This window comes from Halomonas koreensis (genome assembly GCF_031451675.1).
GTDB lineage: Bacteria > Pseudomonadota > Gammaproteobacteria > Pseudomonadales > Halomonadaceae > Halomonas > Halomonas koreensis.
The window spans coordinates 413,102-439,552 of the sequence record NZ_JARWAK010000001.1 but is presented as its reverse complement, the minus strand read 5'-3'; the positions used below and the strand labels follow the sequence as shown (position 1 = coordinate 439,552).

Annotated in this window: 25 protein-coding genes; 10 read left to right on the top strand and 15 right to left on the bottom strand. The window is 71.1% G+C overall.

Annotated elements, in window-relative coordinates:
* Positions 1-21: 21 nt before the first annotated feature.
* Positions 22-1,683: an energy-dependent translational throttle protein EttA gene (gene ettA, locus QC818_RS02060; RefSeq protein ID WP_309651165.1), complete on the top strand. Its 1,662-nt coding sequence runs from the start codon at positions 22-24 to the stop codon at positions 1,681-1,683.
* A gap of 181 nt (positions 1,684-1,864) precedes the next feature.
* Here ettA and lpxL read toward each other — a convergent pair whose 3' ends face one another.
* The 12 genes from lpxL to QC818_RS02000 all read right to left on the bottom strand — a co-directional run bounded on the left by lpxL (position 1,865) and on the right by QC818_RS02000 (position 12,465).
* A complete protein-coding gene (gene lpxL / locus QC818_RS02055) occupies positions 1,865-2,782 on the bottom strand; it encodes an LpxL/LpxP family Kdo(2)-lipid IV(A) lauroyl/palmitoleoyl acyltransferase (RefSeq protein ID WP_309651164.1) in 918 nt (305 codons plus the stop codon).
* A 22-nt stretch (positions 2,783-2,804) separates the two neighbouring features.
* A complete protein-coding gene (gene alr / locus QC818_RS02050) occupies positions 2,805-3,908 on the bottom strand; it encodes an alanine racemase (protein ID WP_309651163.1) in 1,104 nt (367 codons plus the stop codon).
* Between the two features lie 187 nt (positions 3,909-4,095).
* Positions 4,096-5,079, bottom strand: a complete 984-nt coding sequence (gene rpoS / locus QC818_RS02045) for an RNA polymerase sigma factor RpoS (RefSeq protein WP_309651162.1) — start codon at positions 5,077-5,079, stop codon at positions 4,096-4,098.
* Between the two features lie 117 nt (positions 5,080-5,196).
* Complete coding sequence (locus tag QC818_RS02040) at positions 5,197-6,276, bottom strand: peptidoglycan DD-metalloendopeptidase family protein (RefSeq protein ID WP_309651161.1); 1,080 nt, start codon at positions 6,274-6,276, stop codon at positions 5,197-5,199.
* Position 6,277: 1 nt separating this feature from the next.
* Complete coding sequence (locus tag QC818_RS02035; protein WP_309651160.1) at positions 6,278-7,246, bottom strand: DUF368 domain-containing protein; 969 nt, start codon at positions 7,244-7,246, stop codon at positions 6,278-6,280.
* A gap of 12 nt (positions 7,247-7,258) precedes the next feature.
* A complete protein-coding gene (locus QC818_RS02030; protein WP_309651159.1) occupies positions 7,259-7,924 on the bottom strand; it encodes a protein-L-isoaspartate(D-aspartate) O-methyltransferase in 666 nt (221 codons plus the stop codon).
* Complete coding sequence (gene surE / locus QC818_RS02025; RefSeq protein WP_309651158.1) at positions 7,911-8,657, bottom strand: 5'/3'-nucleotidase SurE; 747 nt, start codon at positions 8,655-8,657, stop codon at positions 7,911-7,913. Before surE ends, QC818_RS02030 begins: the two co-directional genes overlap by 14 nt.
* Positions 8,632-9,750 (bottom strand): tRNA pseudouridine(13) synthase TruD, encoded by a 1,119-nt coding sequence (gene truD / locus QC818_RS02020; RefSeq protein ID WP_309651157.1) that lies wholly within the window; start codon positions 9,748-9,750, stop codon positions 8,632-8,634. The genes surE and truD overlap by 26 nt, the downstream gene beginning before the upstream one ends.
* Positions 9,743-10,228 carry a 2-C-methyl-D-erythritol 2,4-cyclodiphosphate synthase gene (ispF, locus tag QC818_RS02015; RefSeq protein ID WP_309651193.1) on the bottom strand — a complete coding sequence of 162 codons (486 nt, stop codon included), beginning with the start codon at positions 10,226-10,228 and terminating at the stop codon, positions 9,743-9,745. The genes truD and ispF overlap by 8 nt, the downstream gene beginning before the upstream one ends.
* On the bottom strand, positions 10,228-10,944 hold the full coding sequence (gene ispD, locus QC818_RS02010; protein ID WP_309651156.1) for a 2-C-methyl-D-erythritol 4-phosphate cytidylyltransferase: 717 nt from the start codon (positions 10,942-10,944) through the stop codon (positions 10,228-10,230). Before ispD ends, ispF begins: the two co-directional genes overlap by 1 nt.
* The gene (gene ftsB, locus QC818_RS02005; RefSeq protein WP_309651155.1) at positions 10,941-11,243 is read right to left on the bottom strand and encodes a cell division protein FtsB; all 303 of its coding nucleotides are present in this window, start codon (positions 11,241-11,243) and stop codon (positions 10,941-10,943) included. The genes ispD and ftsB overlap by 4 nt, the downstream gene beginning before the upstream one ends.
* 73 nt (positions 11,244-11,316) lie before the next feature.
* Positions 11,317-12,465: a GNAT family N-acetyltransferase gene (locus QC818_RS02000; protein ID WP_309651154.1), complete on the bottom strand. Its 1,149-nt coding sequence runs from the start codon at positions 12,463-12,465 to the stop codon at positions 11,317-11,319.
* 205 nt (positions 12,466-12,670) lie between these two features.
* Here QC818_RS02000 and edd point away from each other — a divergent pair, with 205 nt between their 5' ends.
* The 5 genes from edd (at position 12,671) to QC818_RS01975 (ending at position 18,703) form a co-directional block, all read left to right on the top strand.
* Positions 12,671-14,557, top strand: coding sequence for a phosphogluconate dehydratase (gene edd, locus QC818_RS01995; RefSeq protein WP_309651153.1), 1,887 nt, complete (start codon positions 12,671-12,673; stop codon positions 14,555-14,557).
* Positions 14,558-14,895: 338 nt separating this feature from the next.
* Complete coding sequence (gene glk, locus QC818_RS01990) at positions 14,896-15,864, top strand: glucokinase (protein ID WP_309651152.1); 969 nt, start codon at positions 14,896-14,898, stop codon at positions 15,862-15,864.
* The gene (locus QC818_RS01985) at positions 15,861-16,832 is read left to right on the top strand and encodes a D-hexose-6-phosphate mutarotase (RefSeq protein WP_309651151.1); all 972 of its coding nucleotides are present in this window, start codon (positions 15,861-15,863) and stop codon (positions 16,830-16,832) included. Before glk ends, QC818_RS01985 begins: the two co-directional genes overlap by 4 nt.
* Positions 16,829-17,707 carry an aldo/keto reductase gene (locus QC818_RS01980; protein ID WP_309651150.1) on the top strand — a complete coding sequence of 293 codons (879 nt, stop codon included), beginning with the start codon at positions 16,829-16,831 and terminating at the stop codon, positions 17,705-17,707. The genes QC818_RS01985 and QC818_RS01980 overlap by 4 nt, the downstream gene beginning before the upstream one ends.
* A 33-nt stretch (positions 17,708-17,740) precedes the next feature.
* Positions 17,741-18,703, top strand: coding sequence for a carbohydrate kinase family protein (locus QC818_RS01975; protein WP_309651149.1), 963 nt, complete (start codon positions 17,741-17,743; stop codon positions 18,701-18,703).
* A gap of 378 nt (positions 18,704-19,081) precedes the next feature.
* On the opposite strand, the gene QC818_RS01970 is transcribed toward QC818_RS01975, so the two are convergent.
* From QC818_RS01970 to zwf, 3 genes are all read right to left on the bottom strand, one after another.
* Positions 19,082-19,744 (bottom strand): bifunctional 4-hydroxy-2-oxoglutarate aldolase/2-dehydro-3-deoxy-phosphogluconate aldolase, encoded by a 663-nt coding sequence (locus tag QC818_RS01970; RefSeq protein ID WP_309651148.1) that lies wholly within the window; start codon positions 19,742-19,744, stop codon positions 19,082-19,084.
* A 32-nt stretch (positions 19,745-19,776) separates the two neighbouring features.
* A complete protein-coding gene (pgl, locus tag QC818_RS01965; protein ID WP_309651147.1) occupies positions 19,777-20,454 on the bottom strand; it encodes a 6-phosphogluconolactonase in 678 nt (225 codons plus the stop codon).
* A gap of 181 nt (positions 20,455-20,635) precedes the next feature.
* Positions 20,636-22,141 (bottom strand): glucose-6-phosphate dehydrogenase, encoded by a 1,506-nt coding sequence (gene zwf / locus QC818_RS01960; RefSeq protein WP_309651146.1) that lies wholly within the window; start codon positions 22,139-22,141, stop codon positions 20,636-20,638.
* Positions 22,142-22,356: 215 nt separating this feature from the next.
* Here zwf and QC818_RS01955 point away from each other — a divergent pair, with 215 nt between their 5' ends.
* From QC818_RS01955 to QC818_RS01940, 4 genes are all read left to right on the top strand, one after another.
* A complete protein-coding gene (locus tag QC818_RS01955; protein WP_309651145.1) occupies positions 22,357-23,220 on the top strand; it encodes a MurR/RpiR family transcriptional regulator in 864 nt (287 codons plus the stop codon).
* Between the two features lie 85 nt (positions 23,221-23,305).
* Entirely contained in the window at positions 23,306-24,160 is an 855-nt protein-coding gene (locus QC818_RS01950; RefSeq protein WP_309651144.1) for a putative selenate ABC transporter substrate-binding protein, read from the top strand.
* Positions 24,160-24,921 (top strand): ATP-binding cassette domain-containing protein, encoded by a 762-nt coding sequence (locus tag QC818_RS01945; protein ID WP_309651143.1) that lies wholly within the window; start codon positions 24,160-24,162, stop codon positions 24,919-24,921. The genes QC818_RS01950 and QC818_RS01945 overlap by 1 nt, the downstream gene beginning before the upstream one ends.
* Positions 24,918-26,429: a PhnE/PtxC family ABC transporter permease gene (locus QC818_RS01940; RefSeq protein ID WP_309651142.1), complete on the top strand. Its 1,512-nt coding sequence runs from the start codon at positions 24,918-24,920 to the stop codon at positions 26,427-26,429. The genes QC818_RS01945 and QC818_RS01940 overlap by 4 nt, the downstream gene beginning before the upstream one ends.
* The last annotated feature ends 22 nt before the right edge of the window (positions 26,430-26,451 follow it).

Here is a 26,451-nt window from a genome sequence, read left to right as displayed (position 1 = left end):
TCCAACCTCTGGTGAGATTCCATGGCGCAATACGTCTACACCATGAATCGGGTGGGCAAGGTCGTGCCCCCCAAGAAACAGATTCTCAATGACATCTCGCTGTCGTTCTTCCCCGGCGCCAAGATCGGCGTGCTGGGCCTGAACGGCGCGGGCAAGTCGACGCTGCTGCGCATCATGGCCGGCGTCGACACCGAGTTCGAGGGCGAGGCCCGCCCGATGCCGGGCATCAACGTCGGCTACCTGCCCCAGGAGCCCGAGCTCGACGACGACAAGAACGTCCGCGAGACCGTCGAGGAGGCGCTGGGCGCCATCAAGGAGGCCCAGGAGAAGCTCGACGGCGTCTACGCCGCCTATGCCGAGCCGGACGCCGACTTCGACGCCCTGGCCGCCGAGCAGGCGCGGCTGGAGAACATCATCGAGGCCGCCGACGCCCACAACCTGGAGCGCAAGCTCGAGGTGGCCGCCGAGGCCCTGCGCCTGCCGCCCTGGGAGGCCCAGGTGGGCAACCTCTCCGGGGGCGAGCGCCGGCGCGTGGCGCTGTGCCGCCTGCTACTCTCCAGCCCCGACATGCTGCTGCTGGACGAGCCCACCAACCACCTGGACGCCGAGTCCGTGGCCTGGCTGGAGCGCTTCCTGCACGACTACAGCGGCACCGTGGTGGCGATCACCCACGACCGCTACTTCCTCGACAACGTGGCCGGCTGGATCCTCGAGCTGGACCGCGGCGAGGGCATCCCCTTCGAGGGCAACTACTCCCAGTGGCTCGAGGCCAAGGAGAAGCGCCTGGAGCAGGAGGCCAAGCAGGAGGCCTCGCGCCAGAAGGCCATCAAGCACGAGCTCGAGTGGGTGCGCTCCAACGCCAAGGGCCGCCAGGCCAAGAGCAAGGCGCGCCTCAACCGCTTCGAGGAGATGCAGTCCGGCGACTTCCAGAAGCGCAACGAGACCAACGAGATCTACATTCCGCCCGGCCCGCGCCTAGGCGACAAGGTCATCGAATTCCACGGCGTGTCCAAGGCCTTCGAGGGCAATCTGCTCTACGAGAACCTGGACTTCGCGATCCCGCCCGGGGCCATCGTCGGCATCGTCGGCGGCAACGGCGCCGGCAAGTCGACCCTGTTCAAGCTGATCGCCGGCCGCGAGCAGCCGGACAGCGGCGAGGTGGTGGTCGGCGAGACCGTGGACATCGCCTACGTCGAGCAGCTGCGCGACGCCCTGGACAACAAGCAGACGGTCTGGGAGGCGGTCTCCGACGGCCAGGACATCCTCAACATCAACGGCTACGAGGTGTCTTCGCGGGCCTATGTGGGCCGCTTCAACTTCAAGGGCAACGACCAGCAGAAGCGCCTGTCGGACCTGTCCGGCGGCGAGCGGGGCCGCCTGCAGCTGGCCCAGACCCTCAAGCAGGGCGCCAACGTGCTGCTGCTCGACGAGCCTTCCAACGACCTGGACATCGAGACCCTGCGCGCCCTGGAGGAAGCCCTGCTGGCCTTCCCCGGCTGCGCCCTGGTGATCTCCCACGACCGCTGGTTCCTGGACCGCATCGCCACGCACATCCTGGCCTTCGAGGGGGATTCCCACGTGGAGTTCTTCGAGGGCAACTACACCGAGTACGAGGCGGACCACAAGAAGCGCGTGGGCGACGATACCCCGCACCGCATGAAGTACAAGCGCATCGATGCCTGAGGCGCTGCGCACCAGCTGTAAGCCATAAGCTTTAAGCGGTAAGTGAAAACCCCACGAACCTCGCGGTCGTGGGGTTTTCTTATGGCTTACGGCTGACAGCTCCCGGCAACGCCGGGGTCTTCCAGGCGCGGAGCGCCGCTCTTCCAGCTTCGCACTCCCAAGCTCTACTTGACGCTTTGCTTCAGTAGAGCTTGGGCTCGCCCTCGGGCCGGGTCTTGAAGCGCCGGTGCAACCACAGGTACTGCTCCGGGTGGCGGCGGATGGCGGCCTCGATGACGGCGTTGACCCGGGTGGCGTCGGCCACCTCGTCGTCGGAGGGGAAATCCTCCAGGGGCGGCAGGTACTCCAGGGTGTAGGTGCGGTCGTCGGGGTTGCGATGGAAGATCAGCGGCACCACCGGCGCCCCTGTCATGCGCGCGATGCGTGCGGTCATGCGCACCGTCGCCGCCTCGACGCCGAAGAAGGGGGCGAAGACGCTGGCATCGCGACCGAAATCCTGGTCCGGCGAGTACCAGACCGCATGGCCGGCCTTGATCCGGCGCACCACGCCGCGCAGGTCGTGGCGGTCTAGGATCGCATCGAAATAGGGGGCCCGGGAGCGTGCCATGAAGCGGTCGAAGAGCGGGTTGTCGTGGGGGCGTTGCACGGCATCGGCGCGAAAGTAGAGCGCATGCAGGGCGGCGCCCAGGTCGAGGGTCGAGAAGTGCACCCCCAGGATCAGGGCGCCCCGGCCCTGCGCCTGCAGCCGCGCCATGTGCTGCTGCCCGCGGAAGACCACTCGGTGGCGCAGGTGCTCGTGATCCCGGCACCAGCCGGTGGCCGTCTCGACCAGGCCGATGCCGTTGGCGATGAAACTCTCCCGAACGAGGGCGGCCTGTTGCTCGGCATCGCGCTCCGGAAAGCACAGCCGGATATTGGTCTCGGTGATGTGCCGCCGGCGCCTGGCCAGGCGCCAGGCGGCGAGGCCGATGGCCTTGCCCACCCACAGTTTCGGTCGCCAGGGCAACCAGGCCACGGCGTACATGGCCCCGATACCCAGCCAGGTGGGCCAGTAGCGCGGATGAGCGAAGGAGGTCTTGGTTGTGTCGTCCGTGGACATGCGGCTTCCCGTGGTGCGGCGATCAGTCGGCCCCATGATACCGCCTGGGCACCCGGGGCAGCACCCCGGTCAGCAGGGTATAGCTGATGGTGTCGCAGTGGCGGGCCACCTCGTCCACCGAGAGCGCCTCGCCGTTGGCCGCCCGGCCCCACAGCACCACCTCGCTGCCGATGTCCGCGTCCGGGAGATCGGTGAGATCCACGGTGAGCATGTCCATGGAGACCTTGCCGGCGAGGCAGGCGCGCCGCCCCTCGACCAGCACCGGGGTGCCGTCCGCGGCGTGCCGGTCATAGCCGTCGCCATAGCCGCAGGCCACCACGCCGATGCGCGAGGGGCGCGCCGCGGTCCAGCGACCGCCGTAGCCCACCGGCTCGCCGACGGCCAGCTCGCGCACGGCGATGACCTCGGAGCGCAGGGTCATCACCGGGGCCAGCCGGCGGCTGACCGGGTTGGCCGCCTCCAGGGGGTCGCTGCCGTAGAGCATGACCCCGGGGCGGTTCCAGGCGCCGTGACTCTCCGGCCGGGCCAGGGTGGCCGGGGAGTTGGCCAGGCACAGCGGGGCGCCGAGGCGCTCGGCCAGCGCCTTCATGCGGGCCGTCTGGCGTGCGAAGTAGGCGTCGTCCTCGGCATCGGCGGTGGCGAAGTGGCTCATCAGGTGGAGGTCGCAGGCCTGGGCGGGCGCGGCGGCCAGGCGATGCCAGACCGCCTCGGCCCGCTCCGGCGCGAAGCCCAGGCGGTGCATCCCGGAGTCGACCTTGATCCACACCGGCACCGGGCGTGCCGGGCGGTAGGTCAGCAGGGCCTCGAGCTGCCAGTCGCTGTGCACCGCCATCCACAGCCCCAGGGCCTCCACCCGCTCGAGCTCGGCGGCCTCGAAGATGCCTTCCAGCAGCATGATGGGCGCGGCGATTCCCCCTTCGCGAAGGGTCTCGGCCTCTTCCAGGCAGGCCACGGCGAAGGCCGGTGCCAGGTCTTCCAGGGCCCGGGCGCAGGCCACCAGGCCATGACCGTAGGCATCGGCCTTGAGCACCGCCACCGCCCGGCTCTCCGGGGCTTGGTCGCGGGCGAGACAATAGTTGTGGCGCAGGGCGTCCAGGTCGATGTCGGCACGCAGGGGTCGGGCCATGGGTCGGATCTCCGCGAAAAAGCCCTATTATTTTTCAGGATGCCGGCTTTTTCATGGATTCAAAAACCAAATTCATGAAGAAATCCAGCAGCAAAAACTCAAAAACAAGATTCGGCCAGCATTTTCATCGACACATAACGCGAAGAGCCAGGACGGGCGTCCTGGCTCTTCGGCACGGCGGAGAGGCTCACTCGAAGATGGCGTCCAGGTCGAGTCCCTGCTTGTCGAGCATCCGCCTGAGCTTCTTGAGCGCCTCCACCTGGATCTGGCGGACCCGCTCCCGGGTCAGCCCGATCTCCTCGCCGACCTGCTCCAGGGTGGAGGCCTCGTGGCCGCGCAGCCCGAAGCGGCGCACCACCACCTCGCACTGCTTCTCGGTGAGCTCGGCCAGCCAGTCGTCGACGTGCTGCTTGACGTCGCCGTCCACCAGGGTCGACTCCGGCCCCAGGTCGTTGTCGTCGGCCAGCGTCTCGATCAGCGGCTTGTCGCTCTCGGTGCCCACCGGATAGTCCACCGAGGAGACCCGCTCGTTGAGCCCCATCATCTTCTTGACGGTCTCCACCGGCTTGTCGAGGTAGTCGGCGATCTCCTCGGCGGTGGCCTCGTGGTCGAGCTTCTGGGTCAGCTCGCGGGCCGCCCGAAGGTAGATGTTGAGCTCCTTGACCACGTGGATGGGCAGGCGGATGGTGCGGGTCTGGTTCATCAGCGCCCGCTCGATGGTCTGGCGGATCCACCAGGTGGCGTAGGTGGAGAAGCGGAAGCCGCGCTCGGGGTCGAACTTCTCCACGGCGCGGATCAGGCCCAGGTTGCCTTCCTCGATCAGGTCGAGCAGGGTCAGGCCGCGGTTGAGGTAACGCCGGGCGATCTTGACCACCAGGCGCAGGTTGGACTCGATCATCCGGGCCCGGCCGGCCGGGTCCCCCTGCCGCGCCAGGCGGCCGTAGTGGACCTCCTCCTCCGGCGTCAGCAGCGGCGAGAAGCCGATCTCGTTGAGGTAGATCTGGGTCGCGTCCAGGCTGTGATGGTAGTGACGATCCTCCCGGCTCAGGGCCTTCTCGAAGGCCTCGTCGCTGGACTCGGCGGCCTCGCCGCTGTCGAGCTCGACCTCGCGCTCGGCGTTGTCGGCCGTTTCCAGGTCCACATCCTGAAGATCCCGTTCAAGCATGCTCATCGATTGCTACCCCATGGTTGCGACTGGGCATCGTGTCATGCCCGGAACGATCGATGTCAGACGTTGTAATTGTATGACGTTGCCTGGCCGAAACGAGCGGCGCAGGGTCCCGATCCTTCAACGCTCGGGCAGGTAGGTCAGCGGATCCTGGGGCTGCCCGTCCTTGCGCACCTCGAAGTGCAGTCGCACGTCCTGGGCATCGCTGTCGCCCATGGTGGCGATCACCTCGCCGGCCTCGACCACGTCGTTCTCCTCCACGCTCAGGGCCTCGTTGTGGGCGTAGGCGCTCAGGAACTGGTCGTTGTGCTTGATCAGGATCAGGTTGCCGTAGCCGCGGACGCCGCTGCCCGCATACACCACGATGCCCGGGCCGGCCGCCTTGACAGATTGCCCCTTTCGACCGCCGATATCAATGCCGGCGGTGATGCTGCCGCCCTCGCCGAAGGCCCCGATGACCTCGCCGTCGACGGGCCACTGCCAGGGCACCTCATCCACCGGGGTGTAGCGGCGCGGCTCGTCCGCCTCGGCCTCGGGCTCGCCGGCGACCCGGGTGCCGGCATCGGCCTCGGGGGCGGCCCGGGACCCGGCCGGCTCGTCGTCGGCCGCATCGGTCTTCTGCGCCGTCGCCGCCGGCTCGGCGGCATCGTCCGCCTCACCATCGCCCTCGGCCGCCTCGCGCTGGCGACGCTCGGCCAGGTCGCGTTCGCCCAGCTCGCCGTCGGCACCGGGGCTGTCGTAGTCGTAGACCGGCCCCGGCGCCTCGTCCCCGTTCGTCGCCGCCCCCTCGTCGGCGGCCGTCCGCGACTCGGTGCTGCCGTCGGGCAGCAGCCAGTCCAGGGAGCCGTCATCCGTATCCGCGCTCCCCAGGCCCGTGGCCACCACGCCACCGCCGTCCGCAGTCCCCGCGGCGCCGGCGGCCGCGCGTCCGGCGTCGCCGCCGAGCGTCAGCTGCTGGCCCGGCTGGATGCGATAGGGGGGAGCGATGTCGTTGAGGCGCGCCAGGTCCCGGTAGTCCATGTCGTGTCGCCAGGCGATGCCGTAGAGGGTATCGCCCCCCTTGACGGTATAGCGGGCCGGCGTGTCCGCGGCCCGGCTGGCCGACAGGTCCTGGACCCGGATCGGCTGCGACGCCTCCTGGGTGGCGGCGCAGCCGGCCAGGGTCAGGGCCAGCCCCGAGATCAGCAATACCTTGTGCATCCTAACCTTCCTCCTTGTGTTCCTGTCGCGTCTCGCGCCGGTCCTCGACCGGGCCGCGATGGGCGCGCCCGACGCCCCAGACCAGGGCGGCGCCGATCAGCATCAGCGCCACCACGGAGGCCAGCTGGGCGGGCTCGCCGGTCACCTGGGTAAACGCCGATGGCGTCAAATAGCGGAAATCGAGCGGGATCATCTGCCCGTCCGGGCCGAGCTGGTAGCGAACCAGCTCGCGCCAGGGCCAGAGCACCGGCAGGGAGCCGAGGATGAAGCCCACCAGCAATTGCAGGGTGGCGGTGTGGAAGCGGTCCAGCAACCAGCACAGCAACCGTGAGAAGACGAAGAGCCCGACCAGGCAGCCGCCGCCGAACAGCGCCAGCACGTCCAGATCGAAGCCGCGAATGGCCTCCATGACGCGGCTGTAGAGCCCCATGGTCAGCAGCAGGAAGCTGCCCGAGACCCCCGGCAGCAGCAGGGCGCTGATGGCGATGGCGCCGCCCACGACCAGCACCAGCTCCGGGCTGCCCAGGGCCGTGACCCAGGGCATCAGCGCCGGCAGCGCCTGGGCCATCAGCAACCCGGCGGCCAGCGGCAGCAGGTGCCAGGCCCGCCAGTCGGCCGGATGCCGGCCGACCACCAGCGCCGAGGCGGCCACCAGGCCGAAGAAGAAGCCGTCGAGGCGCAGCGGGTGCGCCTCCATCAGCCACACCACCAGGTGCGCCACGCTGATCAGGCTGACGGCGATGCCGGCCAGCAGCGGCAGCAGGAAGGCGAGGTTCAGGTGGCCGGCCAGCCCCGCCAGGCCACCCCGTCGCCAGGCCCCCAGGGCCTCGGGGCCGAATCGCCGGATGCTGTGCAGCAGCTCCTCGTAGATGCCGGTGACGAAGGCGATGGTGCCGCCGGACACCCCGGGCACCGCATCGGCGGCGCCCATGCCGGCACCCCGCAGCACGAGGCCGATTTCACGTTTCAAGCACGACTCCTTTCAACGAATGACGCCTTCCAGCAGCGGCACGAAGCGCACCGGCTCGAGCCGCTGGATATCGAACGAGCCCCCCTCGCGGCGCACCCGCGTCAGCCATTGGGTGCCGTCGGACTGCGCCACCGGGGCGATCATCACGCCGCCGTCGGCGAGCTGGGCGAGCAGCGGCTCGGGCAGGGCCCCGGCGCAGGCGGTGAGCAGGATGACCTCGAAGGGGGCCGCCTCGGACCAGCCGTGGCCGCCGTCGGCCAGGCGCAGGCGCGCGTTGCGGGCCGCCAGCCGGCGCAGCCGCTCGCCGGCGCGGCGATGCAGGGCATTGATCCGCTCCACCGACCAGAGTTCCGTCACCAGCCGCGCCAGGATCAGGGTCTGGTAGCCGGAGCCGGTGCCCACCTCCAGCACGCGGCCGGGCGTCTCCTCCAGCACCAGCTCGGTCATGCGCGCCACGATCCAGGGCTGGGACAGCGTCTGGCCGTGGCCGATGGGCAGGGAGGTGTCCTCGTAGGCGCGATGGGCCAGGGCCTCGTCGAGGAAGAGATGACGCGGCTCGGCGGCCATCACCTCGAGCACGCGCCGGTCGCGGATCCCCTGGCGCGCCAGGCGATCCACCATGCGGTCGCGGGTCCGCTGGGAGGTCATGCCGACCCCGAGAAGGTCAGGTGAGCGCATCCAGCCAGTCCTGCACGTCGTCGCGGGCCGCATGCCGGGTCAGGTCGGTCTGCAGCGGCGTGATGGAGACGAAGCCGGCCTCCACGGCGGCGAAGTCGGTATCCGGGCCGTCGTCGGCGTTCTCGCCCACCGGGGCGATCCAGTAGCGCTTGCGGCCCCGGGGGTCGCGGACCTCCAGCGGCTCGGCCGCCGGCCCCCGGTAGCCCAGGCGGGTGACCCGGAAGCCCTGCAGCGCCTCCCAGGGCAGGTCCGGGACATTGACGTTGAGCAGGCTGCGCGGCGGCAGCGACAACCGATCGGCGGCGCCGACCAGGGTCGCCGCCACGCGGCCCGCGGTCTCGAAATGGTGGCGGCCCACCAGCGACATGGCGATGGCGGTCATGCCCAGGTTGCGCCCCTCCATGGCGGCGGCCACGGTGCCCGAATAGAGGACGTCGTCGCCCAGGTTGCCGCCGTGGTTGATCCCCGAGATCACCAGGTCCGGGCGCTCCTCCCAGACCCCGTTGACCCCCAGGTAGACGCAGTCCGCCGGCGTGCCGTCGACGCTGTAGAAGCCGTTGTCCAGGGTCGACAGCGCCAGCGGCCGGGTCAGGGTCAGGGAGTTGCTGGCCCCGCTCTTGTCGCGATCGGGAGCCACCACGCGCAGCCGCGCATGGGAAACCAGGGCGTCGTGCAGGGCGCGCAGGCCCGGGGCATGGACGCCATCGTCATTGGACAGCAGTAGTCGACGCATCCGCGCCTCCTCGCTCGGGCCCCGCCGGGGGCGTTTGGAAACTCAGGGTCGGATGATCCATCAGCTCGCGCAGCACCGCCGTGGCGAAGGCGCCCCGGGGCAGGGTGAAGGCCAGCCAGGCCTCCTGCTCGCCGCGCTCCAGGCGGGCGGCACCCAGCCGTACCCGCAGCGGACGACGCGCCGTGCGCACCCCGGCGCGCTCCAGGCCGGCGCACAGGGCCGGGTAGCGCTCGGCCAGCCGCGCCTCGTGCGCCCCGGCCTCGCCCCCGGCCAGCGAGGCGCCCTGCCCCCAGAGCACCCCGCTGGGGTGCAGGTCCAGGCGCTCGGCACGCTCGCGCAGGGAGGCGTCCACGCTCTCGGCCACGAACTGGCTCGCCGAGCCGTCGAGGATCACCGCCTCGCCCGGCAGCGGCGCCGCCCAGCAGCCCTCGGCGATGCGCGCGGCCAGCAGCTCGTTGAACAGGAAGCTGCGCGCCGCCGAGAGCAGCATGCCATCCCGGTCGTCCCGCTTGCGCCAGCCCCGGGCCAGCAGCGCGGCGGCGCGCTGCAGGTTGCGCCCCTCGGGGCCGAAGCGCTGGGGGCCGAAGAGGTTGGGCACCCCATGGTCGCAGAGCCAGGCCCAGCGCGCCTCGAGTTCCGGGTCGGCGGCGGCCTCGCCGGTGATCCGCAGGCGGAAGCGGTTGGCGGCATGCACGCCGCGCTTGAGCTTGCGCGGGTGGCGGGTGATCTCGAGGGGCGTCAGGGCGTCGTCGGCCAGGCGCGCGTCCAGGTCGTCCGGGGCCTCGCGCCCGGGCAGGTGCACCGAGAACCACTGGCGGGTCACCGCCAGGCGGTCCTTCATGCCCGCATAGCCCACGGCGCGGGGCGCCACCTCGCAGGCCCGGGCCAGGCGACGCGCCACCTGGGCGGTGGTCAGGGCGCGCTTCTCCAGCCACAGCCAGAGGTGCTCGCCCTGCCCTTCCGGCGCGAAGCCCAGGCACTCCTCGACCCGAAAGTCCTCGGGGGCGGCACGGTAGCCGCCGGGCTGGGGGGCGCCGAAGCGGGCATCGAGCACCCGCGGCCAGGTCGGTGGCCAGTCGATGGCGTCAAGCATCGGCGGCCTCCCGGACCAGCAGCGCCACCGCCTCGGCGGCGATACCCTCGCCGCGGCCGGTGAAGCCCAGCCGTTCGGTGGTGGTGGCCTTGACGTTGACCGCATCCCGGGCCACGCCGAGGTCGGCGGCGAGGTGCCCGGCCATCGCTTCCACATGGGGCGCGAGCTTCGGCGCCTGGGCCATCACCGTGGCGTCCAGGTTGCCGACCCGGTAGCCGGCCTCCCGCACCCGCTCCATCACCCCGCGCAGCAGCACGCGGCTGTCGGCGCCGGCCCAGGCCGGGTCGGTATCGGGGAAGTGGCGGCCGATATCGCCCAGGGCGCAGGCGCCAAGCAGGGCGTCACAGACGGCATGCAGCAGCACGTCGCCGTCGGAGTGGGCGACGAAGCCGTGGTCGAAGGGGATGGCGACGCCACCGATCATCAGGTGGTCGCCCTCGCCGAAGCGGTGGACATCGAAGCCGTGGCCGATTCGCATCATGCGCGATCCTTGCTGTGGGGCGGCACCCGCAGGCCCTGAGCGGCGAGGATCGCCTCGGCCAGCGCCAGGTCCTCCGGATGGGTGATCTTGAGATTGTCGCGGCGGCCCTCGACCAGGCGCGGCGCCAGGCCCAGCGCCTCGACCGCCGAGGCCTCGTCGGTGACGGCGGCGCCGCCGGCCTCCAGGGCCCGGCGCAGCAGGCCGAAGGCGAACCCCTGGGGCGTCAGCGCATGCCAGAGGCCCGCCCGGGGCTCGGTGCCGCGGACCCCGCCGGCGCCGTCGTCGCGCTTCATGGTGTCGGCCACCGGCGCCGCCAGCAGCCCACCCGCCGGGGCCTCGGCCACCGCGGCGGCCAGCCGGCGCAGGTCGTCGACGGTCACGCAGGGCCGCGCCACATCATGCACCAGCACCGGGTCGGCCGCCTCGGCCTCGTCGGCGATGGCCGCCAGGGCGTGGCGCACCGAGTCGGCGCGCTCGGCGCCGCCGGGCACCCGGCGCCAGTCGGCGAAGGGCACCTCGGCGGGATCGAAGCGGGCGTCCTCCGGGTCCAGGCACAGGCACAGCCGCGCCCCGGGGAAGGCCGCATGCAGCCGCGCCAGGGTCAGCGCCAGCACGGTGCGGCCCGCCAGGGGCAGGTACTGCTTGGGCCGGTCGGCGCCCATGCGCCGGCCGCGTCCCGCGGCGGGCACCACCAGCCAGAGTCGATCACTCACGGGGCCTTCCCTCCCGCGACCGGGCCGGCATCGGGAATCCAGTAGAACTGCTCGTCGCGGCGCACCATGCCGATGTCGCTGCGCGCCCGCTCCTCGATGGCATCCAGGCCGTTCTTGAGGTCGACCACCTCGGCGGCGAGCCGCGCGTTGCGGGCGCGCAGCGGCGCGTTCTCGGCCTCCAGCCGCGCCACCCGCTGGCGCACCTCGGCGAGTTCGCGCACGCCGCCCTCGCCGAACCACAGGCGATACTGCAGCAGCGCCTGGAGGGCGATGAGCACGATGGCCAGCCACTTGAGCATGGAGGGAGTTCCGTCACCAGAGCATTGGGGGCGTAGTATGCCATCTTCCCCGGAACGCCTCATCCATCGAAGGTCATGGCGTCCCGTCCGGCCGGCGAAACGGCAGGGCCTGCTCGGCGGCCTCGATATAGGCCTCGACGTGGGCCGCCTCCTCGGCGCAGAAGCGCGCCACCCCGGCGCGCAGGCGCGGATCGGCGATATGGTGCAGCGAGGTCAGCCGCCGCGGCGCGAAGCCGCGGGTGACCTTGTGCTCGCCCTGAGTGCCGGGATCGAAGCGGCTCAGGCCGCGAGCCAGGCAATGCTCGATGCCCTGGTAGTAGCAGGTCTCGAAGTGCAGGGCGTCGGCCTCGATCTCGCTGCCCCAGTAGCGCCCATAGAGGGTACGCCGCCCCTGCAGGCACAGCGCCGCCGCCACCGGGGTGCCCTCCAGGCGGGCCTGGACCAGCACCAGTGACTCCGGCAGGGCCCGGCGCAGCCGGGCGAAGAAGGCCTCGTCGAGATAGCCCTGGCGACCGCGCTCCAGGTAGGTGATCTGGTAGCAGCGATGGAAATGCGCCAGATCGGCCTCGCCGATCGCCGCGCCTTCCAGGCGATGCAGGGTCAGGCCCTGCTCGGCGACCCGGCGCCGCTCCCGGCGGATGGCCTTGCGCCGCTTGGAAGTCAGCGCGGCGAGGAAGCCGGCGAAGTCGCCGTAGCCGGCGTCGCGCCACTGGAATTGCACGCCCCGGCGCGGGATCAACTCGGGACAGGCCGCCCGCCAGGCCTCGACCTCGGCGTCCTCGGCGAACAGCAGGTGCCAGCTCGACAGCTCGCTCCCCTCCCAGGCCTCGGCCAGCCGGCGGCGGGCCGCGAGCGGGTCGACGTCGTCCGCCAGGGCCAGCCGCGGCCCCGGCGCCGGGGTGAAGGGGATGGCGCTGAGCCCCTTGGGGTAGTAGCGCCCGCCGGCCCGCTCCCAGGCCTCGGCCCAGGCCCAGTCGAAGACGTATTCGCCGAAGGAGTGTCGCTTGTGATAGAGCGGCAGCACGCCCACCAGGGCGTCGCCGCGCCAAAGCGTCTGGTGACGCGGCGTCCAGCCGCTGGCGTCGCTCACGGCGCCGCTGGCCTCCAGGGCGTTGAGGAACTCGTGGCGCAAAAAGGGATGATCGTCGCCCACCAGGGCGTTCCAGGCCGCGGCGGGAACCGCCGCCACGGCGGACTGCTCGGCGAGATGCAGGCGGCTCATGGCTTCTCCGGGGCGCCGGCTGACAGGGGGCCGGCAGGATGCCTACAGTGTGCAGGTCCCCCGACGTCCCGCCAAGCCGCTGGCTCGCCCGCAACCATGGTAAAATAATTACAACTATAGCCGCATGAGCCGACAAAACCCGAGCATCCGGATATTTTTTTGTTAAACTTACTAGATATACCATTTCTCCCTGTCGAGGTGTTCCATGGCTCAAGCTAGCACGCCCCTCAACGCCACCGTCCAGCAGGTCACCCAGCGCATCCGTGAGCGCAGCGCCGAACGCCGCGCGCTCTACGAGGCGCGCATGGCCGACCAGCACCGCCGCGGCGTGCACCGCGCCGAGCTGTCCTGCGGCAACCTGGCCCACGGCTTCGCCGCCTGCGGCGCCGGGGACAAGGACTCGCTGAAGCTGATGAACGCCGCCAACCTGGGGATCATCTCGGCCTACAACGACATGCTTTCGGCCCACCAGCCGCTGGAGACCTTCCCCGCCGTCATCAAGGAGGCGGCCCGCGCCATGGGCTCCACCGCCCAGTTCGCCGGCGGCGTTCCCGCCATGTGCGACGGCGTGACCCAGGGCCAACCGGGCATGGAGCTGTCGCTGTTCTCCCGGGACGTGATCGCCATGGCCACCGCCGTGGGCCTGTCCCACAACATGTTCGATGCCGCCCTCTATCTGGGCGTGTGCGACAAGATCGTGCCGGGGCTGTTCATCGCCGCGGCACGCTTCGGCCACCTGCCGGCGATGTTCGTGCCCGCCGGCCCCATGCCCAGCGGCCTGCCCAACAAGGAGAAGGCCCGCATCCGCCAGCTGTTCGCCGAGGGCAAGGCCAGCCGCGAGGACCTGCTGGAGGCGGAGTCCGAGTCCTACCACAGCCCGGGCACCTGCACCTTCTATGGCACCGCCAACTCCAACCAGCTGATGATGGAGATGATGGGCCTGCACCTGCCGGGCACCTCCTTCGTCAATCCGGGCACCGAGATGCGCGAGGCCCTGACCCGCTTCGCCACCGAGCAGGCGGTCCGCAACACCGAGCCCGGCGGCGACTACCGCCCCTTCTACCGGCAGATCGACGAGCGCGCCATCGTCAACGCCGTGGTCGGCCTGCTGGCCTCCGGCGGCTCCACCAACCACACCATGCATCTGGTGGCCATGGCCGCGGCGGCGGGGCTCACCCTGACCTGGGAGGACTTCACCGAGCTCTCCGCGGTGACGCCCAGCCTGATGAAGGTCTATCCCAACGGCCAGGCGGACATCAATCACTTTCAGGCCGCCGGCGGCATGGCCTACCTGTTCCGCGAGCTGCTCGGCGCCGGCCTGATCCACGGCGACATCCCCACGGTGTTCGGCACCGACATGAGCGCCTATACCCGGGAGCCCTTCCTCGAGGACGGCAAGCTGGTGTGGCGCGAGGGCCCCGAGGCCAGCCTCGACCCCGAGGTGCTGCGCGGCGTGGCGGATCCCTTCGCTCCCACCGGCGGGCTCAGCGTGCTCGACGGCAACCTGGGCCGCGGGGTGATCAAGGTCTCGGCGGTGGAGGAGGAGCACCGCGTGGTGGAGGCCCCGGCGCGGATCTTCGAGGACCAGAACGAGATGAAGGCGGCCTTCGACGCCGGCGAGCTGGACCGCGACGTGATCGCCGTGGTGCGCTTCCAGGGGCCCAAGGCCAACGGCATGCCCGAGCTGCACAAGCTGACCCCCTACCTGGGCGTGCTCCAGGACCGCGGCTACCAGGTGGCGCTGGTCACCGACGGGCGCATGTCCGGCGCCTCCGGCAAGGTCCCGGCGGCCATCCATATGAGCCCCGAGGCGCTGGACGGCGGGCCGCTGGCGAAGCTCCGCGACGGCGACGTCGTGCGCCTGGACGCCGACGCCGGCACCCTGGAGGCCAGGGTGGACGCCCGCGTCTGGGCCGACCGCGAGCAGCACGTGGCCGAGCTGGACCATTACCACGTCGGCCTGGGCCGCGAGCTGTTCGGCGGCTTCCGCCACCTGGCCATGCGCGGCGAGGAGGGCGCGGGCGTGTTCGGCGGCTTCGAGGCCGACGACCTGGCCCGCCAGGCCGGCCAGATCCATGACGAGGACGCCTGAGGCCACGCCGCCGTGACAGGTCCCGCCCTGATCGGTGGGAACATCGAGAGGGGTGGCACCATGGTGGTCATTCCGGCGCCCCTCAAGGGTAGCTCCCCTGAACCAACACTCGAGACGAAGCCATGACACGACCCGCCCTGATCGGTGGGAACATCGAGAGGGGTGGCACCATGGCGGTCATTCCGGCGCCCCTCAAGGGTAGCTCCCCTGAACCAACACTCGAGACGAAGCCATGACACAACCTGCCCTGATCGGTGGGAACATCGAGAGGGGTGGCACCATGGCGGTCATTCCGACGACCCTCAAGAGCCCCCTGGACGAACACTCGAGACGAAGCCATGACACGACCCGCCCTGATCGGTGATATCGGTGGCACCAATGCCCGCTTCGCGCTGGTGGCCCCCGGCGCCGTCGCGCCCCACGACATCCAGAGCCTGCCCTGCGCCGACTACGCCGGCCCGGTCGCCGCCGCCCGGGACTACCTGGCCCGGGTCGGTGCCGTGGGCGATGCCGCCCCGCGCGAGGCCTGCCTGGCCTTCGCCTGCCCGGTGCACGGCGAGCGGGTGACCATGACCAACAACCACTGGGACTTCACCAAGACCGAGGTGCACGAGGCGCTGGACCTCTCGCTGTTCAAGGTGATCAACGACTTCATGGCCCAGGCGCTGGGCGTGCCCCATGTCGCCGAGCAGGAACTGGTGACCCTGCAGGCCGGCGAGGCCGCGCCCCATACCGCCCGGCTGGTGATCGGCCCCGGCACCGGGCTCGGCATGGCCGGCGTCTTCCCCGGCCGCCATGCCTGGATCCCCCTGCCCACCGAGGGCGGCCACGTGACCTTCGCCCCCACCGACGAGCGCGAGCAGAACCTGCTGCGCCACTTCCGCAACCGCTACGGCCGCATCTCGGTGGAGCGGCTGCTGTGCGGCCAGGGGCTGCTCGACCTCTACGTCGCCCACTGCTCGCTGAAGGGCGCGCCGCCACGCTACGCGACCCCCGCCGAGGTGACCGCGGCGGCCGACAGCGGCGACGGGGTGGCTCGTGATACCCTGCTGCGTTTCCTGAAGATCCTCGGCGACGTCAGCGGCGATGCCGCGCTTACCCTGGGCGCCCGCGGCGGGGTCTACCTGTGCGGCGGCATCCTGCCGCGGCTGCTCGACTGGCTGCCGCAGAGCCGCTTCCGCGAGGCCTTCGCCGACAAGGGGCGCATGCGCGCCTACACCGCCGACATCCCGATCAAGGTGGTGACCGCCCCCTGGACGGGCCTGCTGGGCGCCGCCGAGGCCCTGCACAACGAGGAGGTCGAATGATTCCCGCATCCCTGCGCGCCCTGCTGGACGCCACCGACGGCCAGCGCCGCGCCGACTGGGCCGGCCGCGAGATCTGGCTGGCCCGCGAACCCTGGGGCGAGCTCGCCGTCTCGCTCCAGGGCGCCCAGGTCCTCCACTATCGTCCGGCCGGCGATCCGGCGGCCGGCGATCCGGCGGCCGGCGATCCGGCGGCCGGCGACCCGGCTGACGATCCGGCCGGCCATGACGCCCCGTCGGACATGTCACCCGGCGGCTGGCTATGGGTCACCCCAACGCCCCAGACGCTGCCCGGCGCCATCCGCGGCGGCATCCCGCTGTGCTGGCCCTGGTTCGCCGACGAGCGCACCGCCGACGAGTCCCCGGACCGCTCCGGCCCCATGCACGGCCCGGCCCGCAAGGCCGACTGGCGCCTGGACGCCGTGGACGAGCACGAGGAAGGCGTCGAGCTGCACCTCTCTCCCCTGGAGCGGCTGCATTCCCAGCTGGCGCCCCGGGCGGTGATCCAGGCCAACGCCAACCGCCTGCACGTGGAGCTGATCACCGAGCACGTCGGCGAGACGCCGGTGAAGATCACCGGCGCCCTGCACAGCTATCTCGCCGTGGCCGACGCCCGGGCCTGCCGCATCGAGGGCCTGGCCGGCGCCCGCTACCTGGACAAGCTCGCCGACTTCGCCGAGCGCGAGCAGCAGGGCGAGCTGGGCATTCGCCACGGCCTGGACCGCATCTATCACAGCAACGCCGAGCTGGTCCTCGATGACGGCCGCCGCCGGCTGCGCGTCGCCCGCCAGGGCAGCGACTCGGCGGTGGTCTGGCACCCCGGCGACGAGCTGCCGGCGGACACCCCTACCGAGGCGGGCCGCCACTTCCTGTGCATCGAATCCGCCAACACCCGGCTCGACCCGGTATGGCTGGTGCCCGGCGCCCAGCACCTGCTGGGCACCACCCTCTCACTGACGAGTACCCCATGACCGATTCCGCCTCCACCTTCGACGTCCCCTTCGCCCTGGGCATGATGGCCCTGCACGAGACGCCGCACCTGCACGCCCCCGACGCCCTGGCCGACTGGCTCGAGGCGCGCCTCGACCAGGGCCTGCACTGGTTCGACCACGCCGACATCTACGGCAACCGGGCCGCCGAGACGCTGTTCGGCGACGCCCTGCGCGCCCGCCCCGGCCTGGCGAAGCGGGTCCGGATCGTGACCAAGACCAGCATCGTCACCCCCGAGCGCGACGCCTCGCCCCATGCCGTCAAGCATTACGACAGCTCGGCGGCCTACGTGACCGCGGCCATCGATGCCTCCCTCGAGCGCCTGGGCGTGGAGCACCTGGATCACTTCCTGCTTCACCGCCCCGACCCGCTGATGGACGCCGAGGCCACCGCCCGCGCCCTGGACGACGCCATCGCCGCCGGCAAGGTCGGCGCCGCCGGCGTCTCGAACTTCCTGCCCGAGGCCTGGCGCCGGCTGCAGGCCGCCATGGACCACCGCCTGGTGGCCCACCAGCTCGAGCTCTCCCTGGCCCATCCGCAGCCGCTGTTCGACGGCCTCTTCGATGCCCTGGTCGGCGACGGCCAGGCTCCCATGGCCTGGTCGCCGCTGGGCGGCGGCCGGGTGCTGACCGGCCCGGCACGAGCCGAGCTGCTGGCCCAGGCCGAGGCGTTCGGCGTGAGCCCCGCCGGCCTGGCCCTGGCCTGGCTGCGCGCCCTGCCCGGGCGCCCACTGCCGGTGATCGGCAGCCTCAAGACGGAACGCATCCAGGCCCTGCAACAGGACGCCACCCTGACGCTGCCCCGGCCAACCTGGTTCGCGCTGCTGGAAGCCGCCCGGGGCCATGAGGTGGCCTGACCCATCCCTCTTCCACCCTGAAGATCCACGCCCATGCTGCCCATCATCACCTTCGGTGAAGCCCTCGTCGACATGCTCTCCAGCCGCCTGGGAGACGCCCCGGCCGGCACCACCGAGACCTTCACCCCCTATGCCGGCGGGGCGCCGGCCAACGTGGCCGTGGCCTGCGCCCGGCTCGGGATCCCCAGCCGCTTCCTCGGCATGCTCGGCGAGGATCACTTCGGCGACTTCCTCGCCGAGGAGCTGGCCGCCCAGGGCGTCGACCTCTCCGGGGTGGTACGGACCCGCGAGGCGCGCACGGCGCTGGCCTTCGTCTCGCGGGACGCCGACGGCGAGCGCACCTTCGACTTCTACCGCCCGCCCGCCGCCGACCTGCTCTACCGCCTGGAGCACCTGCCGGCCGGCGTCTTCGCCGAGCCCGCCCTCCTCCACCTGTGCAGCAACAGCCTGACCGAGCCGGCGATCGCCGAGACCACCCTGGCCATGGCCGAGATGGCCGCCCGGGCCGGCTGCCTGGTCAGCGTGGACGCCAACCTGCGCCACAACCTGTGGCCCGGCGACCGGGTGGACGCGGCCCTGGTGACCCGGCTGCTCGACACCGCCGACCTGCTGAAACTGTCCCGGGAGGAGGTCGAGGCCCTGCGCGGCGACCACCCCGAGGACGCCTGGCTGGCCGAGCGCCTGGCGGCCGGCGTCAGGCTCATCGTCATCACCGACGGCGGCGGGGCCGTGCGCGCCGAAGGCACGGGGCTCTCGCTCGCCGTCACCCCACCCCCGGTCGAGCCGGTGGACACCACGGCGGGGGGTGATGCCTTCATCGGCGGACTGCTGGCCCGGCTCGCCGAGGACGGTGTCGAGGAAGGCTGGCACCGCGACACCGAACGCCTCGAGGCGGCGCTGGCCTTCGCCTGCCGCTGCGGCGCCCACGCCGTCACCCGTCCCGGCGCCTACGTCGCCCTGCCCACCCGGGACGACCTGGACGGCCCCGCCTCCTGAGTGATCACATCTAGACGACCAGGCCGTGGTAGCGCCACTCGGTTCGGCGCTTCAGAGCCCCTCAAGGCCGGGCGGGCAACATAGCATCTCCCGCGAAGCGCCCTATCAGCGGGACAGAGCCATCGCGCAGGTCATCGTGGGAGCCCAATTCATTGGGCGATAGGCGCCCGGGGGAGATCCTACCGCGGTGCCGCTATCGCCGCCGCTGCGCGGCGGATCGCGATCTGAAGATCGCTCCCACGAAGAGCACACCCACCATGCCAAGCTGAGCCGTGCAGCGACTTCACGCTGATCTGCGAAGAACCGAAAAAAAGCCCCGGGCAGGGTTGCCGGGGCGAAAAAGGACAGCGACTGGCTGTCGAGAGAGAACACGGGAAATCAGTGGTGGAAGCGCTCGGCGGCTTCCCGGGCCAGCTGGCGAATGCCGTTCCAGTCCTCGGCCTCGACCAGGGACTTGGGCGTGAGCCAGGAGCCGCCCACGCACATGACGTTGGGCAGGGCCAGGTAGTCCGCGGCGTTGTCGAGATTGATGCCGCCGGTGGGACAGAAACGCGCCTCGCCGATCGGGCCGGCGAACGCCTTGAGCGCCTTGACCCCGCCACTGGCCTCGGCGGGGAAGAGCTTGAAGCGGCGATAGCCGAACTGCCATCCGATCATCACCTCGGAGACCGTGGCCACGCCGGGCAGCATCGGCACCGGGCTCTCCACGCCGTAGCGGTAGAGGGCCTCGGTGGTGCCGGGGGTGACGACGAAATCGGCGCCCACCTGCTCGGCCTGGCGATACTGGGCCGGGGTCAGCACGGTGCCGATGCCGACGCTGGCCTGGGGCAGCGCCGCCTTGATGCGGCGGGTGGCCTCGAGGGCGCAGTCGGTGCGCAGGGTCACCTCGAGCACGCTGAGCCCGCCCTCGACCAGGGCGCTGGCCAGGGGCACGGCGTCCTCGACGCGCTGGATGGCCAGCACCGGGATCACCTCGGCCTTGAGGCAGATGCTGTCGAGCTCGGTGGTGCGGGTGGACGGCAGCTGTTTGTCGATGGTCATGTCGTGACTCCTGAAAGGGGATCCATGGCGACTCAGGGCGCCCAGTAGATGCCGAGCGGGCTGGCCAGGAAGGCGCGGACGGGCAGCGCCCGGGTATCGTCGCCGGCCAGTGCCCGCCCCAGCACGACGCGCTTCTCCTCGCCGGTGATGTGCAGGAAATGGCGAGGGCATTGGTGCAGGCGGTCGGCGCTGAGGGTGATGCGCGGCTGGGGCTGACTCGGGGTACGCACCGCCACCACCGGCTCGGCGGTGGACAGCGCCAGGGCCAGCTCCGGGCTGTCGGGGAACAGGGAGGCGGTATGCCCGTCGCCGCCCATGCCGAGCGCCACCGCACTGGCCGGCCAGGGCAGCGCAGCGACACGCGCGGCGACCTCGGCCGCGCCCTCCTCGGGGGTTTGCGCGTCGCTGGTCAAGGGGGTGAAGCTCGCCTCGGCGGCCTTGCCCTGCAGCAGCTCGCGGCGCACCAGGCGGGCATTGCTGTCGGCGGCCGATTCGGCCACCCAGCGCTCGTCGGCCAGCGTCACGTCGATGCGCGACCAGGGCAGGTCCATGGCCGCCAGCGCCCGGAAGAAGGGCACCGGGGTCGAGCCGCCGGAGACCACCAGCAGCACCCGCTCACGCGCTTCCAGGTCGTGCCTCAGGGCCTCGGCCACCGCCTCGGCGAGCTGGCGGGCCAGGCATTCTCGAGCATTGGGGGTATCGTCGTGCATCTCAGTAGTCCTCGTACCAGCTGCGGCCGTCCTGGGTGGTCATGGCGGTATTGAGTGAGCCGCGACCGGCCCTGGGGCCAATCGTCATGTCTCAGTAGTCCTCATACCAGCTGCGGCCGTCCTGGGTAGTCATGGCGGTATTGAGTGAGCCGCGACCGGCCCTGGGGCCAAGCGACATGCCTCAGTAGTCCTCATACCAGCTGCGGCCGTCCTGGGTGATCATGGCGATGGAGGCAACCGGCCCCCAGGAGCCGGCGGGATAGCGTCGCGGCACCTCGTCGTCCTCCCAGGCGGCGATCAGGCTGTCGCACCAGTGCCAGGCATGCTCGACCTCGTCGCGCCGCACGAAGAGGTACTGCTGCCCCTTCATTACCTCCAGCAGCAGGCGCTCGTAGGCATCCGGGATCCGCGTCTTGGGAAAGGCGCTGCTGAAGTCCAGGTGCAGGGGCCCACGGCGCAGGCGCATGCCCTTGTCCAGGCCGCTGTCCTTGGTGAGCACCTCCAGGGCGATGCCCTCCTCCGGCTGCAGGCGGATCACCAGCTTGTTGGCGGCCAGCTCGCGCTGGTCGGGGTCGAAGATGTAGTGGGGCTGCTGACGGAAGTGGATGACGATCTGGGAGAGCTTCTCGGGCATCCGCTTGCCGGTGCGCAGGTAGAAGGGCACGCCCGCCCAGCGCCAGTTGGCCACCCCGGTCTTCATCGCCACGAAGGTCTCGGTGTGGCTGGCCTGGTTGGCGCCTTCCTCCTCGAGGTAGCCCGGCACGGAGCGGCCATCGATGGTGCCGGCGATGTACTGGCCGCGCACCACGTCGCGCCCCAGCATGTCGTCGGTGAAGGGCTGCAGTGCCTTGAGCACCTTGACCTTCTCGTCGCGGATGGCGTCGGCGTCGAGGTTGGCCGGCGGGTCCATGGCGATCAGGCAGACCAGCTGCAGCAGATGGTTCTGTACCATGTCGCGCAGCTGGCCGGCATCGTCGAAGTAGCCCCAGCGGCCCTCGATGCCGACCTTTTCGGCCACGGTGATCTCCACGTGGGAGATATGGTTCTGGTTCCACTGGGTACCGAACAGCGGGTTGGCGAAGCGCAGGGCGATCAGGTTCTGGACGGTTTCCTTGCCCAGGTAGTGATCGATGCGGTAGATGCGCGACTCGGGGAAGACCGCGCCGATGGCGTCGTTGATCTCGGCGGAGGAGGCGAGGTCGTAGCCGATCGGCTTCTCCACCACGACCCGCGACTCGTCGTCGAGGCTGCCGCTGGCCTCCAGGTGGCGACAGATGTCGCCGTAGATCTTCGCCGCCACGGACAGATAGACCACCATGGGGCGAGCGGCCTCCTGGCGCCATTCACGGATGGCGACGTACCCCTCGGGCTTGGTGAAGTCGAGGGGCAGGAAGTCGAGACGCGCCAGGAAGCGGGCCAGCGCCTCGCGATCCAGCTCTTCGGCCTTGACGTAGGTCTTCAGGGACTTCTCGATCCGGGACCTGAAGGCGTCGACGTCCAGTTCCTGGCGGGCCAGGCCGAGCAGCCGCGTGTCGGGGGCCAGCAGCCCCTCCCGTTCCAGGTGGAAGAGCGCGGGGAACAGCTTGCGCTGGGCCAGATCGCCGAGCGCCCCGAACAGGGCAAGATCGATTTCGGTGTCGATGTCACCTGAGGATCGGGCCTCACCGGGCCGCTTGAACTGGCTCATCTCCGCCCCCATCTGGTTAACTTAACAAAATCCTAGCGCAGCGGACGCCGTCAGACCAAATAATTTTGTAAATTTACTACTAATTATCGAGACCTCCAGCCCGGCCCTCTGGCTGACCGCCGCCGAATCGCGCTAGGATGCCCCCTATAATGTAGTTAAATCACCACATAGAGAGGCGGCGCGCCGCCGCCACCGTCATGGAGACTCCGTCGCGCATGGTCAGTCACGATCTGCTGGTCCGCATTCGCACCCGACTCGATGAGCTCAACCGCTCGGAGCGCAAGGTCGCCGACGTCATCCTCGCCGACCCGGCCGCCGCCACCAGCATGAGCATCGCCAGTCTGGCGCATGCGGCCTCGGTCAGCGAGCCCACGGTCAACCGTTTCTGCCGCAGCTTCGATGCCAAGGGCTATCCGGACTTCAAGATCAAGCTCGCCCAGAGCCTGGCCGGCGGCACCCCCTACGTCAGCCAGGCCGTGGAGCCCGAAGACACCGCCGGCGAGTACACCGGCAAGATCTTCGGCGCGACCATCGCCGCCCTCGACCTGGCGCGGCGCGAGGTGGATACCGCCCGGGTCGAGCGGGTCGTCGACTACCTGACCCAGGCCAAGCAGCTGCACTTCTTCGGGCTCGGCGCCTCGGGGGCGGTGGCTCAGGATGCCCTGCACAAGTTCTTCCGCTTCAACATGCCGGTCTCGGCCTACATCGACGTGCTGATGCAGCGCATGGTGGCCTCGGCCTGCCACACCGGCGACGTGGTGGTGATCCTCTCCTACACGGGGCGCACCCGGGAACTGGTCGACATCGCCCGCCTGGCTCGGGAGAACGGCGCCGTGGTGCTGGGCATCACCGCCCCGGACTCGCCGCTGGCCGACGAATGCACCGAGACCCTGGCGGTGACCGCGCCGGAGGACACCGACCATTACATGCCGATGACCTCGCGGATGATCCAGCTGGCGCTGATCGACGTGCTGGCCACCGGGGTCACCCTGCGCCGCGGCGAGGACTTCCTGCCGCATCTCAAGAAGATCAAGGACAGCCTGCGCGAGACGCGCTACCCCTCGGGCGAGTGCCGCTGAGGGCCCCGCCGGTCGACGACGCGGGCTTGCCAGGCGGAGGCCGAGCCACAACAATACCCCCCTTCACTTCTCCAGGAGACCATCCATGCGCTGGATCGCCGCATCCACCGTGGCCCTCGCCCTGTTCGCCCAGGGCGCGGCCGCCGACACCTTCCGCTTCACCGCCATCCCCGACGAGGACCAGTCGCGCCTGGTCGAGCGCTTCTCGAAGGTCGCGGACTATCTCGAGGCGCAGCTGGGCGTCGAGGTGGAATACGTGCCGGTGAAGTCCTATGGGGCGGCGGTCTCCGCCTTCCGCAACGACCAGGTCCAGCTGGCCTGGTTCGGCGGCCTGTCCGGCGTCCAGGCCCGCCGCCTGGTGCCCGGCTCCCGAGCCCTGGCCCAGGGCGCCGAGGACGCCGAGTTCCAGACCTACTTCATCGCCCACCAGTCGACGGGGCTCGAGCCGGCAGACGAACTGCCCGAGGCCGTCGCGGACCTGAGCTTCACCTTCGGCGCCAAGACCTCCACCTCGGGGCGGCTGATGCCGGAGCACTTCCTGCGCCAGCGCTTCGACGCCGCCCCGGAAGAGATCTTCTCGCGGGTCGGTTTCTCCGGCGACCACTCGCGGACCATCGCGCTGGTCGAGGCCGGCACCTACCAGCTCGGTGCGGTCAACTACTCGGTCTGGGAGGCCGCCGTCGAGGACGGCCGGGTCGAGACCGACCAGGTGGAGGTGATCTGGGCCACGCCCAGCTATCCCGACTACCAGTGGACCCTGCGCGGCGACGCCGACGAGCGCTTCGGCGACGGCTTCGGCGATGACGTACGCCGGGCGCTGCTCGACATGGACGACCCCGAGCTGCTGGCGAGCTTCCCCCGTTCGGCCTTCATCCCCGCCGACAACGCCATGTACGCCCCCATCGAGGACGTGGCGGAAGGCCTCGGCCTGCTGCGCTGATGAGCGAGCCGCGCGCGCCCCTGGTGGCCCTGGACGACGTCGACCTGGGCCACGGCGAGCAACGGGTGCTGACGGGCCTGCGCCTGCGCCTGTATCGCGGCGAGCGCGTCGCCCTGCTGGGCCCCAGCGGCGCCGGCAAGTCCACGCTGCTGGCGGCCCTGCGCGCCCGGCTCGGCGAGGCCGCCGCCTGGTGCCCCCAGCACCACGGCCTGGTGCCCGGGCTCGCCGTCTACCACAACGTCTACATGGGGCGGCTGGCCGAGCGCTCGGCGCTGGCCAACCTGTGGAACCTGGTGCGGCCGCTGAGGCGCCCCTGGGACGAGGTGGCCGAGCTCTGCGAGCGGCTCGGCCTGGCGGGCCTGATGCGCCGTCCGGTGGGCTCGCTCTCCGGCGGCCAGCGCCAGCGCACCGCCATCGCTCGAGCGCTCTACCAGGAGCGTGAGATCTTCCTCGGCGACGAGCCGGTGGCCAGCGTCGACCCCCACCAGGCGCTGCGCCTGCTGGCGCTGATCGAGGCACGCCATGCCACCGGCGTGGTCGCCCTGCACCAGCGCGAGCTGGCCCTGTCCCGCTTCGACCGGGTCTGGGGCCTGCGCGACGGCCGACTGGTGATCGACGCCCCGGCCGAGGCGCTGAGCCTGGCCGACCTGGATGCCCTCTATCCCGATGCCGAGACGGCGTCGCCGGACACCGCCCCTCGCGACGCCGAGCCGGCCGAGCCCTCCCCGGCGACCCTGCCCTGCTCCCGGGGGCGGGCATGAGCCAGGCCGCCCGGCCCCGCCGACCGGCCTGGCTGAGCGGCGCGACCCCGGGGCCACGACTGGCCCGGCACAGCCTGCTGCTGGTCGCCCTGGCGGTGCTGCTCGCGCCCCTGGCCGATCTCTCGGTGGTCACCCGGGATCCCTGGACGGAGCTGGGGCGCCTGCTCTCCGGCCTGGCCTGGCCGGACTTCGCCGGGGTGGAATCACCCTTCCATGCCCTGGGCCTCACCGTGGCGGTGGCCCTGTGGGGCACCCTGGCCGGGGTGGTGCTGGGCTTTCCCCTGGCCCTGGCGTTCACCCGCTCGCGGCTGGTGCGCGCCGGCTGCGCCTTCGTGCGCGCCATCCACGAGCTGTTCTGGGCGCTGCTGTTCCTGCAGGTCTTCGGGCTCTCGGCCTTCACCGCCCTGGCGGCGCTGGCCATCCCCTATGCCGGCATCTTCGCCAAGGTCTACGCCGAGATCCTCGAACAGACGCCCCGCGCCCCGGTGGAGGCCCTGCCCCCCGGGGTCGGCCGGCTGTCGCGTTTCGTCTATGCCGAGCTGCCGCTGGCCTGGGAGCGGCTCGCCGCCTACACCCGCTACCGCTTCGAGTGCGGCCTGCGCGCCAGCGTGCTGCTGGGCTTCGTCGGCCTGCCGACCCTGGGCTTCCAGCTGGAGAGCGCCTTCCGCGAGGGCCGCTACCCGGAGGCCGGCGCCCTGCTGTGGTGCTTCTACCTGCTGATCGCCACCCTGCCGTGGTGGGGCCACAAGCGGCTGGTGCCGCTGCTGCTGGTCGGCGGCGCCTTCCTGCTCGGCCCCTGGCCGGCGGTGGACGCCGGCCTGCTGTGGCGCTTCGTCGGCCAGGACCTGTGGCCGGCGCCGCTGCTGGCCGGCGACTGGGCGGGGCTGGTCGACTGGCTCGCCGGCATCCCGACCCTCGCCCCGGCCGTCGGCCACACCCTGCTGCTGGGCCTGCTCGGCACCGTGGGCGCGCTGCTGGTGGCGCTGCTGCTGTGGCCCCTGGCCAGCCGGCACTTCGGCACGCCGGCCACGCGCCTGGCCGGCCGCGGCCTGCTGATCTTCCTGCGCTCCACGCCGGAGCTGATGCTGGCCTTCGTCTTCCTGCTGTTGCTGGGCCCCTCGCTGCTGCCGGCCTGGCTGGCCCTGGCGCTGCACAACGGCGCCCTGATCGCCTTCCTCGCCGCCCGCCATGCCGACGGCCTGACCCCGGGCATGCCGGGCCTGCCGGCCTCGGGGCGGCTGGCCTACGAGCTGCTGCCGAGGGTCTACCCCGGCCTGCTGGCGCTGCTCTACTACCGCGCCGAGGTGATCCTGCGCGAGACGGCGATCCTCGGCATGCTGGGCATCGCCACCCTGGGCTACTACATCGACGAGCACTTCCAGTACCTGATGTTCGACGTGGCCTTCTTCCTGCTGCTGGTCACCGCCGGGCTCAACATCGCCGTGGACGCCCTGTCCCGACGCCTCCGCCCCCGGGAGGCCCCGCTCGAGGATCCCTGCCTGCGCTGAGCCCGCGCGCATGCAAAAGGCC

Coding starts and splice junctions, on each gene's coding strand:
- ettA (WP_309651165.1), top strand. CDS start 22: ATGGCGCAATACGTCTACACCATGAATCGGGTGGGCAAGGTCGTGCCC.
- pgl (WP_309651147.1), bottom strand. CDS start 20,454: ATGCACGACGATACCCCCAATGCTCGAGAATGCCTGGCCCGCCAGCTC.
- glk (WP_309651152.1), top strand. CDS start 14,896: ATGACACGACCCGCCCTGATCGGTGATATCGGTGGCACCAATGCCCGC.
- surE (WP_309651158.1), bottom strand. CDS start 8,657: ATGCGTCGACTACTGCTGTCCAATGACGATGGCGTCCATGCCCCGGGC.
- QC818_RS01945 (WP_309651143.1), top strand. CDS start 24,160: ATGAGCGAGCCGCGCGCGCCCCTGGTGGCCCTGGACGACGTCGACCTG.
- QC818_RS01950 (WP_309651144.1), top strand. CDS start 23,306: ATGCGCTGGATCGCCGCATCCACCGTGGCCCTCGCCCTGTTCGCCCAG.
- QC818_RS02040 (WP_309651161.1), bottom strand. CDS start 6,276: ATGCACAAGGTATTGCTGATCTCGGGGCTGGCCCTGACCCTGGCCGGC.
- edd (WP_309651153.1), top strand. CDS start 12,671: ATGGCTCAAGCTAGCACGCCCCTCAACGCCACCGTCCAGCAGGTCACC.
- zwf (WP_309651146.1), bottom strand. CDS start 22,141: ATGAGCCAGTTCAAGCGGCCCGGTGAGGCCCGATCCTCAGGTGACATC.
- ftsB (WP_309651155.1), bottom strand. CDS start 11,243: ATGCTCAAGTGGCTGGCCATCGTGCTCATCGCCCTCCAGGCGCTGCTG.
- ispF (WP_309651193.1), bottom strand. CDS start 10,228: ATGCGAATCGGCCACGGCTTCGATGTCCACCGCTTCGGCGAGGGCGAC.
- QC818_RS01985 (WP_309651151.1), top strand. CDS start 15,861: ATGATTCCCGCATCCCTGCGCGCCCTGCTGGACGCCACCGACGGCCAG.
- alr (WP_309651163.1), bottom strand. CDS start 3,908: ATGGCCCGACCCCTGCGTGCCGACATCGACCTGGACGCCCTGCGCCAC.
- lpxL (WP_309651164.1), bottom strand. CDS start 2,782: ATGTCCACGGACGACACAACCAAGACCTCCTTCGCTCATCCGCGCTAC.
- QC818_RS01940 (WP_309651142.1), top strand. CDS start 24,918: ATGAGCCAGGCCGCCCGGCCCCGCCGACCGGCCTGGCTGAGCGGCGCG.
- QC818_RS02000 (WP_309651154.1), bottom strand. CDS start 12,465: ATGAGCCGCCTGCATCTCGCCGAGCAGTCCGCCGTGGCGGCGGTTCCC.
- rpoS (WP_309651162.1), bottom strand. CDS start 5,079: ATGAGCATGCTTGAACGGGATCTTCAGGATGTGGACCTGGAAACGGCC.
- QC818_RS01970 (WP_309651148.1), bottom strand. CDS start 19,744: ATGACCATCGACAAACAGCTGCCGTCCACCCGCACCACCGAGCTCGAC.
- QC818_RS01975 (WP_309651149.1), top strand. CDS start 17,741: ATGCTGCCCATCATCACCTTCGGTGAAGCCCTCGTCGACATGCTCTCC.
- truD (WP_309651157.1), bottom strand. CDS start 9,750: ATGCTTGACGCCATCGACTGGCCACCGACCTGGCCGCGGGTGCTCGAT.
- QC818_RS01980 (WP_309651150.1), top strand. CDS start 16,829: ATGACCGATTCCGCCTCCACCTTCGACGTCCCCTTCGCCCTGGGCATG.
- QC818_RS01955 (WP_309651145.1), top strand. CDS start 22,357: ATGGTCAGTCACGATCTGCTGGTCCGCATTCGCACCCGACTCGATGAG.
- QC818_RS02030 (WP_309651159.1), bottom strand. CDS start 7,924: ATGCGCTCACCTGACCTTCTCGGGGTCGGCATGACCTCCCAGCGGACC.